Genomic DNA, 12,631 nt, shown 5'->3' with positions numbered 1-12,631 from the left:
TTCATAACTACGGTACTCCAAACAAATAACTTGCCTAAATCAAGAGAAAGATGTTCAATGCGTACTCGATCACGACTGATGACCGGCCTGGGAGTCGTGGCGGCAGCCGCGGTTCTGATCACAGGTTGCTCCACCATCCCGCAAGAGAGCAGGGGTGACGAGCCGCTCACGGTGTATGCGACGACCGGGTATCTCGCCGATGCGGTCGTGAATATCGCCCCCGACGCTGTGGTCACCACGATGGTCGGGCCCGGAGGAGACCCGCACACCTACCAGCCGTCGACTCGGGACATCGAGACGATCCAGAGCGTCGATGTTGTGCTCTGGAACGGGCTGTACCTGGAAGCGCAGATGATCGACCTGTTGGAAAGCCGCGGCGACCGACAGCTCGCAGTGGGCGATCAGCTCCCAGAGGAGCTGCTGCTGGCGTGGCCGGAGACCGACGATGCGGGCAACCCGCTGCACGACCCGCATGTGTGGAACAGCCCCGAAGCGTGGTCACTCGTCGTTGGCTATGTGGCTGACAAACTCGGCGAGATCGACCCCGACAACTCCGCGGAATACCAGGCGAACGCGACGGCGTATCAGGGGCAGATCGCTGAGGCTGCCACTGAAGTCGAAGCACTTCTCGCGAGCGTGCCGGAGCCTCGGATCTTGATCACCGGCCACGACGCGTTCAACTACTTCGGCGACACCTACAACCTCACCGTACATGCCACCGACTTCGTGTCCACCGAGGCAGCTTTGAGTGCGGGAGAACTATCAGAGCTGGCGAAGATGATCGCCGACAACAAGGTGCCGGTGATCTTCCAAGACAACCAAGCCAACCCGCAAGCCATCACGAGCCTGCAAGAAGCAATTCGAGCACTCGGCTGGGAGGTCGAGATCTCCGATGAAGAACTCTACGCAGACTCCCTCGGCGCAGACCCCGGAGTCGACACCTACCTCGGCGTCTTCCTCCACAACGCACACGCCGTCTCAGACGCACTCGGACAGGAAGCACAGTGACCGACACCATGACAACACCCACCACAGCCCCCAGGCAAGACATCTCGCAAGACATCCAACTTGCGTGCTCGACGGAGAACCTGTCGGTCGCGTACCGGGATGACCCGGTGCTGCGCGGCGTCGACTTTCGCGTCCCGCAAGGGGTCGTAATGGGGATCGTGGGGCCGAACGGGGCCGGGAAATCGACCCTGATCAAAGCGATGCTCGGGCTCGTGAAACCCCTCACCGGGTCGAGCGAGTTCTTCGGAAACCCGCTCGCACGGGTGCGGCAGCGCGTCGGATACATGCCCCAGTCCACAAGCGTCGACTGGGACTTCCCAACCACCGTGCTCGACGTGGTCACGATGGGCACCTACGGCACCCTCGGCTGGCTCCGCCGCCCCGGAAAAACCGAACGTGCCCGCGCTGTCGAAGCGCTGGAGCAGACAGGGATCCACGATCTCGCATCTCGTCAGATCGGCGAGCTTTCCGGTGGGCAACGCCAGCGTGTCTTTCTCGCACGGACACTCGTGCAGGCACCAGACCTGTACTTCATGGACGAACCGTTCCAAGGCATCGATGCGAAAAGCCAGCAGGCCATCGTCACCGTGCTCCACTCACTGCGCGAACAGGGCAAGACCGTGGTCATTGTGCACCACGACCTCGCCACAGTGCGCGACTACTGCGACCACGTGACCCTGCTGAACCGCCGCATCGTCGCCACCGGACCCGCAGAAGAGTCGTTCACGAAAGACAATATTCGCACCGCCTACGACGTCACCGCCGAAGACGACGCTTTCCTCGAGTTCACCTCATGAGCCCGATCGAGTTTTTCGACAACCACACCTACCGCATGGTGCTGTTCGGCACCATGACGATCGGTCTGGTCGCAGGGGCGCTCGGCAGTTTCGCGTACCTGCGCAAGCAGTCCCTCATCAGCGATGTCATCTCCCATGCCGCGCTCCCCGGCACGCTGCTCGCGTTCCTGACCGCCGTCGTGGTGCTCGGCACCGATGGCCGCAACATGATCACGTTGATCATCGGCGCAGTCATCATCGGCACCATCGCCGTGCTGTTCGCCAATGGCACCACACGCACCTCAAAGATCCGCATCGACACCGCAATGGCGATATCCCTCACGATCTTCTTCGGCGCGGGCATGCTGCTCATGCGGATCATCGCCAACGGAGCCTTTCCCGGCAAAGGCGGCATCCAGGATTACCTCTTCGGCAACGCATCGGTGATCACGATCGCGGACCTCACCACCAGTATCGCAGTCGGTGCCCTCGCGCTCGTCTTGATGGTGGTGTTCTGGAAAGAGTTCGCGCTCCGCACCTTCGACCCGGATCATGCCACCGTGCTCGGCTTCCCAGCCCGCACGATCGATACGCTCATGTTCACCACGATCGTCATCGCCACCGTGATCGGAGTGAAAGCCGTCGGGCTCGTGCTCATGGTCGCATTCGTCGTCACCCCAACCGCCGCCGCACGGCAATGGACACGCACCCTGCCCAGCATGGTGGCACTCTCCGCCATCTTCGGGGCGGCAGGCAGCGGGATCGGCGCGTACCTGTCGATCGCATTCGGCAACATCCCCACCGGGCCACTGATCGTGCTCACTCTCTTCGCAATCTTCGTGGTCTCTCTGCTGTTTTCCCCGCGCCGCAGCATCATCACCCGCGTCCTCTCGCGCAGACGCGCCCGCGCCACGCTGAAGCAGGAACTTCTCCTGGAAAGGACCGCGCTATGAGTTTCGCGATTGGCACTATGCTGCTTGCCGTCGTCACCGCCGTCGCCTGCGCACTCCCCGGCACCTTCGTAGTGCTGCGTCGCGGGTCGATGCTCGTCGACGCGATCGCCCACTCCGTGCTCCCCGGCATCGTTGTCGGCTACTTCATCACCCGCAACTTCGACTCACCCATCCTCATCATCGGATCCGCCCTCGCAGGGCTGCTGGTGGTCCTCGGCGCAGAATGGCTCTCCCGCACCGGCCTCCTCACCGGGGACGCCCCACAGGGACTCATCTTCCCAGCCCTATTCAGCGGCGGGGTGATCTTGGTGAGCCTGAACTTCGCGAACATCCACCTCGACACCCACATGGTGCTCGCAGGCGACCTCAACATCGCCGCGTTCCGGCACCTCATCATCGGCGGTGTCTCCGTAGGCCCGTCCTACATGTACGTGATGCTCGCGGTCCTGCTCGTCAACGTCATCTTCCTCACCGTGTTCTACTCGAAGCTCAAGGTCACTACGTTCGACTCCGAGTTCGCGGGCAGCCTCGGCATTCGCACCGGGCTCATCAACACCGCGTTCATGTTCCTCGTCTCGGTAACCGTCACCGCGGCGTTCAACGCATCGGGCGCGATCCTCGTGATCGCACTCGTCGTCGTGCCACCCGCCACCGCCTACCTACTCAGCACGCGCCTTCCCGTGATGATCACGCTCACCGTGATCATCGCCATTGTCGGTGCGGTAGCCGGATTCTGGGTCGCGTACGTTCTCGATGCCGCCACCAGCGCAGGGATGGCCGTGTTCTACGGGATCATGTTCGCTGCCGTGCTGGCAGGCACACGGCTTGCACAACGCCGAAGACAACTCGCACACCACGAGATCTCAGCACTGGCCTCCGCGTAAACGGGGACTCCCGACGTGACATCAGACCATGCAGGAGAGCACCGCGATTCAATACCTGAAAGCAATTTGGCATCTGCAGGAGCACCACCATGCCTCCGTCAGCGTGACCGCCCTCACCCACCATCTCGCCAGAGCCCCGGCCACCGTCTCGCAGGCCATCAAACGACTGGGCGAGGCGAGCCTCATTTACCACGAACGATACGGCCCCATCGATCTGACCGGCGAGGGCCGCACGGTCGCGCTCATCGCGATCCGACACGAACGGATAGCGCGCGCATTTCTCTGCAACGTGCTCGGCATACCCTGGCCAAATATTGCAGAGGAAGCCTCAGGAATCAGTCTTGCCCTCACGAACACGCTCGCAGAGCGTATGTTCCAGAAGGCCGGATCACCGACTGTCGACCCGTACGGGCACCCCATCCCAGATATCACCGGCCACCTCAGTAAGGTTTCCGATGCCGCACTCAAGAGCCACTCCGTAGCAGTAGATCTGCGTATCACACGGGTGGTGGAAGGTGATCGCGAACTCCTCGAACGTTTCCAGATGCTTGGTCTTACCCCCGACTCGCCCGTGCAGGTCATACACATCGATCACGCAACCGGTGTCATTGAGCTGGACACCTCGACTGGGAAAGCAAGCCTGGGGCTCTCCGTCGCTGGTCAGATACACGCCGTCACAGCCTAGGTGGCAACAGACCGGCTCACCCCGACACACACCACTATTCGAGCATCGCCACCCAGACCGCATCCGTCGCAGAACGTCCAAGCGGCAGCACTGCCTTCTGTTCCACGACAGCCACCTCTAGCGTGTCCGTGTAGGGAGCCGCGGCTCTCGTCTCCAGAACGGTCCCGTACACGATGCCATGATCCGCGAAAAACTGCAGTAACTTCGGGTCATCGTCAGAAATCCGCTCTACCCGAACCCGTGCCCCCGCGCTGACGCTCGTGAGCAGCACCGCATCGGGCCTCGTCACCGTCCCGTCCGCCGCAGGAATCGGGTCACCGTGTGGGTCGCGCTCCGGATATCCGAGAAGCTCATCGATGCGGTCAATCATGAAATCCGACACGGCATGCTCAAGCATGTCCGCCTCTTCATGCACCTGATCCCACCGATACCGCAACACCTCGACCAGAAACGACTCGATCAGTCGATGCCGACGCACCATCGTCACCGCATGCGACCGGCCCTCCGGCGTCAAGCTCACCGCACTGTAGCGGGCATGCTCCAGCAGGCCCTGCGTACTGAGCTTCCGGATCGCATCAGACGCTGTCGACAACGCGACCCCCGTGCGTGCCGCGACCATTGACGCGGTCACCGGAACATCGGACCACTCCCCAAGACTCCACACCGCCTTGAGATAGTTCTGAGTACTCTCCGACAACGCAGACACCGACATGGTCGCAGTTTATCAAACATCAAACTACGGTAAGACGAAACTTTTCTGACCGATCCAGCGGCGTTGATGCCACTGTCGATCCCATCGGTGAAAATGCCGGCGGCACATAGGAAAGGTTTTTCTCGGAACCAAGTACCGAGCATCCAAGCCTCGCTACAGCCTCGATCATCATTCCCAAATCGGTGAACGCTCATTGTGCGGCGGCATTTAACTTTCTAAAGAGCGTTGATAGTCGCCATGAGGCCACGTCTTCGGACCACCAGGAAGGTACGGTGAACATCTCCGGTTGCTCCTTACCTCTGTGGGCATATTTCGTGGCCGAGAGCGGGCCGCGCACTTTCTCGACGACCATCTGTCGGGGTTACAGCACGTCGACGGCGTCAGACAAGTACCGTCGCAGTCCGTGTAGCAGACCAGCCAAGAGGACAACCTGCTCGCCAAAGGTCGAGACGATCTCGTCTCCGGACCCAATCAAGAGCAGCCACGCGTCTTGCAGAAGAGGCGCGACTCCCGCGAATCAGCCCTGAGCTGACGCGGCAGCCGGAGCGGTCTCTGAGACTTACCTGTCGTTCAGGAGGTAGGAGCGATGACGGTTTCGGTGCGGGTGATGTCCGCCGGTGACGGCTACAAATATCTGCTGCGCACCGTGGCAGCAGGTGATGGAGATCGGTCGCTCTCGACTCCCTTGACCCGCTACTACGCCGAGCAGGGATCACCACCCGGGCGCTGGATCGGGCAAGGCCTCGCCGGGATCGGAGCAGGACAACTCGGCACCGGTGACCAGGTATCCGAAGCGCAACTCCAGCTGCTTGTTGGGATGGGCCGTGACCCGATCACCGGTGACCCCCTCGGCCGTGCATATCAGTCCTTTACGCCCGTTTCGGAGCGCATCGAGCACCGAGTATCAGAGCTGGATGCGTCATTGTCGCCTGCCGCCCGTGCGAAACAAGTCGCACAGATCGAGGCCGAGGAAACTGAGCGGGGTACCCGCCGCGCAGTGGCTGGGTTTGACTACACATTTTCGATACCGAAGTCGGCATCTGTGTGGTGGGCGGTTGCGGATGCGGGAACGCAATCGTTGATTGCGCAAGCGCATCATGCGGCGATTGCGGAGGTGGTTGCATTCATCGAACGTGAAGTTGCGACCACACGGGTAGGGGCAACTGGCCCCGACGGTGCCGCCGCCCAAGTCGATGTCACCGGGGTGATCGCCACCGCGTTCGATCATTACGATTCCCGTGCCGGTGACCCGCACTTGCACACGCACGTCGTGATCTCCAACAAGGTCAAGACCGCGCAAGATGGTAAATGGAGATCCCTCGACGGCCGTCCCATGCACTCCGCCGTCGTCGCATTCTCAGAACTGCACGAAGCGGTGTTTGCCGATCACATGACCCGCACGTTCGGTGTCGAGTGGGAGTCACGCGATATGGGGCGCGACCGTAACCCCGCGTGGGCAATTAGCGCGGTGCCCGAGACTCTGGTGTCGGAATTCTCGACCCGTTCCCGCCATATTGAGGTCGAGAAGAACCGCCTCATCGAAGACTACGTGCAACGTCACGGGAAACAGCCCACGGCGGCGACGATCTTGAAACTTCGTGCGCAAGCAACCCTTGCAACCCGGCCCGAGAAGCAGGTGCGCTCCCTAGCAGAACTCACCACAGACTGGCGTGCTCGCGCAACCCACCTACTCGGTGAAAATGCAACCCGCTGGGCACAAGACGTTGCAGTGAACCCGCCCGCGATGCTGTTACGCGCTGACGATGTACCCCTCGATACCGTTGCCGAGATCGGCCAGAGCGTCGTTGAGGTCGTGGGTGAGAAACGGTCGACGTGGCGGCGCTGGAACCTGCACGCCGAAGCTTCCCGCCAACTCATGGGGTGGCGCTTCGCTTCCATGGTGGATCGTGAAGCGATCACCGGTCTGGTGGTCGATGCCGCCGAGAACGCGTCCCTCAGGTTGACGCCGCCCGAATTGGCATCAAGCCCGGTCGTATTCCAACGAGATGATGGCACGAGCAGGTTCCGCCCGAAGCACTCCACCATGTATTCCTCCGAGACACTGCTTCAAGCAGAAGACCGCCTCCTGCAACGTTCCCGGGCCACAGCGTCACCGACTGTGGCGCTTACGACGGTCGAGCAGATCACCCGTCGTCCTGATGCTGATGGGCGGATACTGAGCGACGATCAAGCGGCAGCACTTGCGTCGATCGCCGTTTCCGGGCGGACCATCGACGTGCTTGTAGGGGCAGCCGGTGCCGGGAATACCACATGTCGAGTTTGACGCCACTCCTGAACTGCAAACGGCTTGTGAGTTGGACTCTTGCCCCATCTGAACAGGCACCCACGTCATCGCACAGAAAACCGTATGAAATCAATCCTCGAGGCAATATCCGCACCCTCGTGCATCGCAATACGCGCCAGAACATACTCGGTGCCCCATCGTTTGCCCCAGGAGTCGAGCAGCAGGCCGGCCGCTCCACCATCTCGGTCACGTCGACGAACGCGGCCGCGCAGCAGATCAACCATGCCGTGTACGAGCGTCAGGGCGACGCCGGTGCGATCGACCCCGCCACTGTCACGCATGGGATGGACGGTGACCCCATCGCCGCAGGCGCGCAGGTAGCGACCCGCGAGAACGACCCCGAGCTCGGCGTCGCCAACCGACAAACGTGGACGGGGCGCAGCGTGAACGCTGACGGCCGCATCACCGTCGCTGACCCGACGACTGGGCATCACCGCACCCTCGACGCCGACTACGTGGCCGAGCATGTGCAGCTCGCCTACGCCGTCACTGGGCACGGCGCGCAAGGCATGACCGTCGACACTGCGCACACGGTGCTCTCCGACGAGATGGACGCTGCCGGTGCCTATGTCGGCATGACCCGCGGCCGCACCGCGAACGTGCTGCACGTCGTTGCCGTCGACGAGCAAGATGCCCGCGAACAGTTCATCGACGCATTCGCACGCGATAGCGCAGACCGCGGCCTCGACGAAGCCCGAAAACAGGTCGAACGCGACATGCACGGCATCATCGCCGGCAACGCGGCGACCGTAGCCGCCGAAGTCGACCAGCTTATCCACGACGCGGCGAAAGCCGACCGGCAGACAGCCGTCTGGGACGATGCCGCCTCCCAGTTCGCCCGGCTGCGCGAGCAGCATGCCGCCGAGCTACACCAGCTCGAACAAGCAGTGGAAACGACGCAGGCCACCGCACAACAGCTACACGCCCAAGTGATCGCCCCGCTTCGCGCCGAAGCTCAGACCGACGGGGCCGAGATCGCAGCGCTGCGCGAGCGCGCGACGCAGGCGCAACAGGAAGCGCGCAGCGCCGGCCGATTCAGTCGCCGGCGGGCCGAGCGCGACACCCAAACCGCCACAAGCGAGTGGGAACAGGCATGCGACCGCGCCACGCAACGCTGGGGCAGCGCCCCATGGGGTGCTGGCGAGGTCGAGAGCTGGGCCGAGCGCGTCAGCCAGCAGCGCGCCGGCCAAGACCCCCAGGTGCGCGACGCGAGCAAAGCCTCTACCGTTGCGAAGATCGAGCTGAACACCGCTCACAAACGACACCCGCTCGAAGCGCAAGGCCTTGCCCGCCGAGTGTTCCGCAACGATCCCGCTGCGCAGTTCCTCACGGCCGAGAGCGGGGAGCGCCGTGCCGCGCAGAACACGGAACGGTGGCGGGGTCGAGCTACCGACTTGCGCGCCGAAGCCGTCGAGCTGCGCCAGCTTCCCACCGACCAGGCGGCCGAGCGGGTGCAGGCGAAGCACCAGGCCGCAGCTGAGCACGCGGCACGCGAAAAGCAGCTCGCACGCGAACGCGCCGAACGACTCCGCAAGCAAGACCCCTATCGCTCACCAACCCAACACCAGCCAGGCCCATCGCGCGGCCCGAGTCTTGGACTGTAAAAACCCTTACTTCCAAGGGCGATGTAACGTTCTCTGCCGCTCAGACATATAGGAGGTGTGAAGCCCCATCCGGGTTCACGCTACCGACGCACTCTGTGCGTCTGAATCGATAAGGATCAAGCTATGAAACGTCGCATCGTTCCATCCCTCATTCTCACTTCAGCGCTGACGCTGGGGGCCCTCGGCGTGCTGGGCGGGTGCGCAACCGGTGAGTCCCCCTCGCAGCATACGTCGACAGTGGCCCCCACCGAGAGGAGCCAGGTGAACCTTCTGACCTATACGCCGGTAGAGGATCAAGGCTCGGCCGAGGCTGCTTTCCAGGGCCGGTTGATTGGAGAATCCAGTGACCAGTACCTGTATGGTGAAGATGCGAACGGAGGACGTGTCGGCATTGTGTTCCCCGAAGGAACCACTCTCTCGCTCAACGATGAAGAGGTAATTCTCCCAGATGGAACACGAATCCCGATCAACACTGAAGTCTCTCTCACCGGCGGATACTCAGAAGATCCAGGAAGCACGGTTCCTGAGCGTCCATTCGAGGAGTACTTCTACATCAACGGATGAGCCCATGAAGTGAGCGTCAGCGCCGAGTATGAAAGATTAAACCGTGATTGGTCTTCTCATATTCGGCGCTGGCCCGATATAGAAAAGAACCGTGCATGGCACTCGAGAGCTTCCAGCGCTTCTACGCGGATCACCACCCTCTGATCCTGACGATCGCACACCAACGACTCGGCGATTTCGCCCTCGCCGAAGACATAACCAGCGAAGTATTCCGCATCACGTGGGAACACCACCTTGAGGGTGGCTCGTTGAAGCTGCCGTGGGTCTACCAGACGCTCCGCAATCTCGTCGCAAACCAGTACCGCCACGCACAACGTACCGTCGACGTTCTGTCGTTCCTGCAACGAGAGAACATGGAGACTGCCATGCCTGATGATTCAATCGAAGACGCCATGCTCGTCCGCAAAGCCATGCTCTCGCTCTCAGAGGCAGACCGCGAGATACTCATGATGATCTACTGGGAGGATCTCACCCGCTCCGAAGCGGCTCAGATTCTTGGGTGCACCCCCGCAGCGGTGCGGGTTCGCTTATTCCGAGCAAAGGAGCGCCTGCGTTCCATCTTAAGAGACCCGGTTCTGCAAGGAGCAACCGAAGGGAAGGATGCGTGATGGATGACCTCGAACGACGGCTCCGTAAAGCACGCCCCTTCAGTGCAAACCGTAACGCAATCCTCTCCAACCGCGCACGATCTGATTTCGCTCAGATCACCGGCCAGGAGTTGCCCGGTGACATTGAGAACACCGCAGCAGAGCCGCGCCGAAACCGCCTCGCGGCCGCTGCAACGGCTACCCTGGCCGTGCTCGCTTGCGCAGCTGCGCTCGTGCTCTTCATCAACCCTCAGCAGTTTCTCTACGTTGCCGAACCCGAAACCGAAAACACGCACCAGCCCCCACCGACGCACGAGAATCAATATCAAGACGTTGAAGCACTCGCAGAGAAAGCCGATCTCGTCGTACAGGCCACCGTCGAGCAATCCGATACAGCCTCTGGAAAGGTGCGCTCTCAGCTCACCGTAGTTGAGACGCTCAGCGGCAACTTACCCGCAGGCTCGAACGTCACCGTAGAGCAGCCTGCCGCAGACGGAGATTACGACCTTCGCTTAGCTGAGGTCGGCGCAGACTCCCTGATCCTCTTTCTCTCTCAAACAAGCACTGACGGCATATACGAACTGGTGAACGCTTCACAATCCGTGCTCGTCGTTGACGGGGAGACGGTCTACCCAATATTCGATGAACTGAATCTAGGCAATGATGAGACCCTCGCGCAGCTTAGGGAGCGACTCCCCAGTTGACAGCATCGGGTCGCGCCGGAAAGGAAATGTCATGCAGGTGATGCCTGACACTCTCACTGACCCGGAGATGAACGCGCTTGTAACGCTTCGAGGCGATCCGCGACCTCGTCGTACAGCTCATCGTCTATGAGCCCACGACGCAGTGCACGGTTCAAATCATCGGCCGAACCCGGCACTTCAAACAAGAGGTCATCGAAGTAATCCGTAGTGCGATCCTGCGGCGCATGCTTCCATCCTTCCAGCACAACCCGAAAAGTTATGCAGTCATGGACTCAACCAAACCGACAGCAGACCCGAGTCAGGCGCGCTTGTAATTGACTCGGTGACCGGACCGCTGGTGGTCGAGATGTACCAGCGGGTGCTGGCCGGTGACTCCCTGTATCGCATTCGGAAGGATTGGAACGAGCGCGGAATTCTCACCACCCACGGATGCGCCTGGTCGGATCGCACGCTCAAGATGGTGCTCTACACCCCCTCCAACAAAGGCGTACGCGAGTACCGGCCCGTCATGCCCGACGGAAGCCGTGCGAAGACCTCGAAAATGCAGGTGAAAGCGGCATGGCCTGCACTGGTGGATGAGGACACCTGGCAGCAGGTCTCCGACGTGCTCGACGCGAGGAAGAAGGCCCGGAACTTCCACCAACCCGGCAGTGGTGCCGCGGTGCGGATGTATCCCTTCTCGGGTCTGATCCGCTGCTCACTGTGCGGCACATCGATGATCCATCGGGGCGGCGTGTACCAGTGCTTACAGCCGACCCCAGGCGGGTGCACCCGTTCGATTCGCTCCGCCGAAATCGAGAGGCTCGTGGAGGAAGCAGTGCTGGCGACGTTCAAGCAGATCACTCTCCACCCCACGAAACACCGAACGTCTGGCAGTGACCTTGCGGCAAGAATTGGACTCGTAGCGACACTCGACCAGGATCGGGAACGTCTGGGGCGGCTTGATGATGACTACTACGACGGGCTGATCGACAAGGCCATGTGGGTGCGGCAACGCGCAAGGATCGCAGAGCGGATCGAGGCGACCCGCCGCCAGCATGCGGCGAGGATGTCCGAGCAGCACGCAGGGCTCAACATCGACATGACCACGGTTGCGGCTGAGTGGGAGGGGCGTACCACGATGTGGCAGTACCAGGCAGCAAGCCTGATCCTGCAAGCGGTACTCGTCCATGCTCACCCCGCAGACATGATGACCGCTGTCCCAAAGCGTCGCAACGAGAGCACCGAGGACTTCCATGTGCGCCGCGACGCGCACCGGGCGGCAGTGCTCGCCCGCCGGGTTGAGTTCATCTGGCGCGCATAGACCGGATCGTGCATGACCGGCCCCGCGTTCCTGACTCGCAAAGCACGTCAGGGCGCGGGGCCTTCGCATTTCTCGGCCACGGGCGCGCGCATGGGGCGCGGAGCGTTGCAGAGGCCACGCAGCCCCGCCAGCACCGCCGGACCGTCCACGGCTGTGGTGAAGCCCTGCTCGCGCCGAGAGGCAGCAGCGAGCCGAGCGCCGAGCGTGGAGTCAGGTGACGGCTTAGGTGCGGTGGAGGTGTCAGTGGGGGTAACGGTACGGGTGCTCATACCGTTAGGTGCGGTGCCCCACCCCCAAATCAAGGCTCGGTGCAAAGACCGGGGTTGGCGGCGCGGATCATCTTCATCAAAACCTCGTCGCAGCGAAGACTTTCCAGCGTTTCGCCGTTCAGTAATCGCAGTAGCACCACCGTAACGCGACCCGTTACTTTATTGAGAGTCCTTCATCGGTGATGATTGGACTGTCGGCCAGCTAGTCCTGGCATGGTGTCTTGCCCCTGTCTAACCAATGATCCGGGGGGTGTTGCCACCAGGGCTAGTCGGCAGT

At 61.8% G+C, this 12,631-nt stretch carries 13 protein-coding genes and 1 pseudogene; 11 read left to right on the top strand and 3 right to left on the bottom strand.

What is annotated here, in order from left to right; translation table 11 throughout:
- Nucleotides 1–57: 57 nt before the first annotated feature.
- Genes F8O05_RS12320 through F8O05_RS12300 form a run of 5 tightly spaced genes read left to right on the top strand, consistent with a single transcriptional unit; the run spans nt 58 to nt 4,306 of the window.
- A complete protein-coding gene (locus F8O05_RS12320) occupies nt 58–1,008 on the top strand; it encodes a metal ABC transporter substrate-binding protein (protein ID WP_158053056.1) in 951 nt (316 codons plus the stop codon).
- A complete protein-coding gene (locus tag F8O05_RS12315) occupies nt 1,005–1,805 on the top strand; it encodes a metal ABC transporter ATP-binding protein (RefSeq protein ID WP_225735902.1) in 801 nt (266 codons plus the stop codon). Before F8O05_RS12320 ends, F8O05_RS12315 begins: the two co-directional genes overlap by 4 nt.
- The gene (locus tag F8O05_RS12310) at nt 1,802–2,737 is read left to right on the top strand and encodes a metal ABC transporter permease (RefSeq protein WP_158053055.1); all 936 of its coding nucleotides are present in this window, start codon (nt 1,802–1,804) and stop codon (nt 2,735–2,737) included. Before F8O05_RS12315 ends, F8O05_RS12310 begins: the two co-directional genes overlap by 4 nt.
- On the top strand, nt 2,734–3,621 hold the full coding sequence (locus F8O05_RS12305) for a metal ABC transporter permease (RefSeq protein WP_158053054.1): 888 nt from the start codon (nt 2,734–2,736) through the stop codon (nt 3,619–3,621). The genes F8O05_RS12310 and F8O05_RS12305 overlap by 4 nt, the downstream gene beginning before the upstream one ends.
- Nucleotides 3,622–3,649: 28 nt before the next feature.
- Nucleotides 3,650–4,306: a metal-dependent transcriptional regulator gene (locus tag F8O05_RS12300; RefSeq protein WP_158053053.1), complete on the top strand. Its 657-nt coding sequence runs from the start codon at nt 3,650–3,652 to the stop codon at nt 4,304–4,306.
- A 34-nt stretch (nt 4,307–4,340) separates the two neighbouring features.
- Here the strand turns inward: F8O05_RS12300 and F8O05_RS12295 are convergent, their stop codons facing one another.
- Nucleotides 4,341–5,018, bottom strand: a complete 678-nt coding sequence (locus F8O05_RS12295) for a metal-dependent transcriptional regulator (RefSeq protein ID WP_158053052.1) — start codon at nt 5,016–5,018, stop codon at nt 4,341–4,343.
- A gap of 586 nt (nt 5,019–5,604) precedes the next feature.
- On the opposite strand from F8O05_RS12295, the pseudogene mobF reads away from it, so the two are divergent.
- The 5 genes and pseudogenes from mobF to F8O05_RS12270 all read left to right on the top strand — a co-directional run.
- Nucleotides 5,605–7,290 (top strand): annotated as a pseudogene (mobF, locus tag F8O05_RS12290) (MobF family relaxase); the annotation flags it as partial.
- Nucleotides 7,291–7,421: 131 nt separating this feature from the next.
- Complete coding sequence (locus F8O05_RS12285) at nt 7,422–8,927, top strand: hypothetical protein (RefSeq protein WP_158053051.1); 1,506 nt, start codon at nt 7,422–7,424, stop codon at nt 8,925–8,927.
- Between the two features lie 123 nt (nt 8,928–9,050).
- Nucleotides 9,051–9,491 (top strand): hypothetical protein, encoded by a 441-nt coding sequence (locus F8O05_RS12280; RefSeq protein WP_158053050.1) that lies wholly within the window; start codon nt 9,051–9,053, stop codon nt 9,489–9,491.
- A gap of 95 nt (nt 9,492–9,586) precedes the next feature.
- A complete protein-coding gene (locus F8O05_RS12275; protein WP_158053049.1) occupies nt 9,587–10,099 on the top strand; it encodes an RNA polymerase sigma factor in 513 nt (170 codons plus the stop codon).
- Nucleotides 10,099–10,782: a hypothetical protein gene (locus tag F8O05_RS12270; protein WP_158053048.1), complete on the top strand. Its 684-nt coding sequence runs from the start codon at nt 10,099–10,101 to the stop codon at nt 10,780–10,782. Before F8O05_RS12275 ends, F8O05_RS12270 begins: the two co-directional genes overlap by 1 nt.
- 53 nt (nt 10,783–10,835) lie before the next feature.
- On the opposite strand, the gene F8O05_RS12265 is transcribed toward F8O05_RS12270, so the two are convergent.
- Nucleotides 10,836–11,027 (bottom strand): hypothetical protein, encoded by a 192-nt coding sequence (locus F8O05_RS12265; protein ID WP_158053047.1) that lies wholly within the window; start codon nt 11,025–11,027, stop codon nt 10,836–10,838.
- A 77-nt stretch (nt 11,028–11,104) separates the two neighbouring features.
- Between F8O05_RS12265 and F8O05_RS12260 the strand changes: the two genes are divergently transcribed.
- Nucleotides 11,105–12,085 (top strand): recombinase family protein, encoded by a 981-nt coding sequence (locus F8O05_RS12260; RefSeq protein ID WP_225735901.1) that lies wholly within the window; start codon nt 11,105–11,107, stop codon nt 12,083–12,085.
- A gap of 47 nt (nt 12,086–12,132) precedes the next feature.
- Here F8O05_RS12260 and F8O05_RS12255 read toward each other — a convergent pair whose 3' ends face one another.
- Complete coding sequence (locus tag F8O05_RS12255) at nt 12,133–12,354, bottom strand: hypothetical protein (RefSeq protein ID WP_158053046.1); 222 nt, start codon at nt 12,352–12,354, stop codon at nt 12,133–12,135.
- Between the last annotated feature and the right edge of the window lie 277 nt (nt 12,355–12,631).

Origin of the sequence: Gulosibacter chungangensis (assembly GCF_008831155.1) — a bacterium.
Lineage (GTDB): Bacteria > Actinomycetota > Actinomycetes > Actinomycetales > Microbacteriaceae > Gulosibacter > Gulosibacter chungangensis.
The sequence above is the reverse complement of the archived record's forward strand: the minus strand, read 5'-3'. Positions and strand labels throughout refer to the sequence as shown.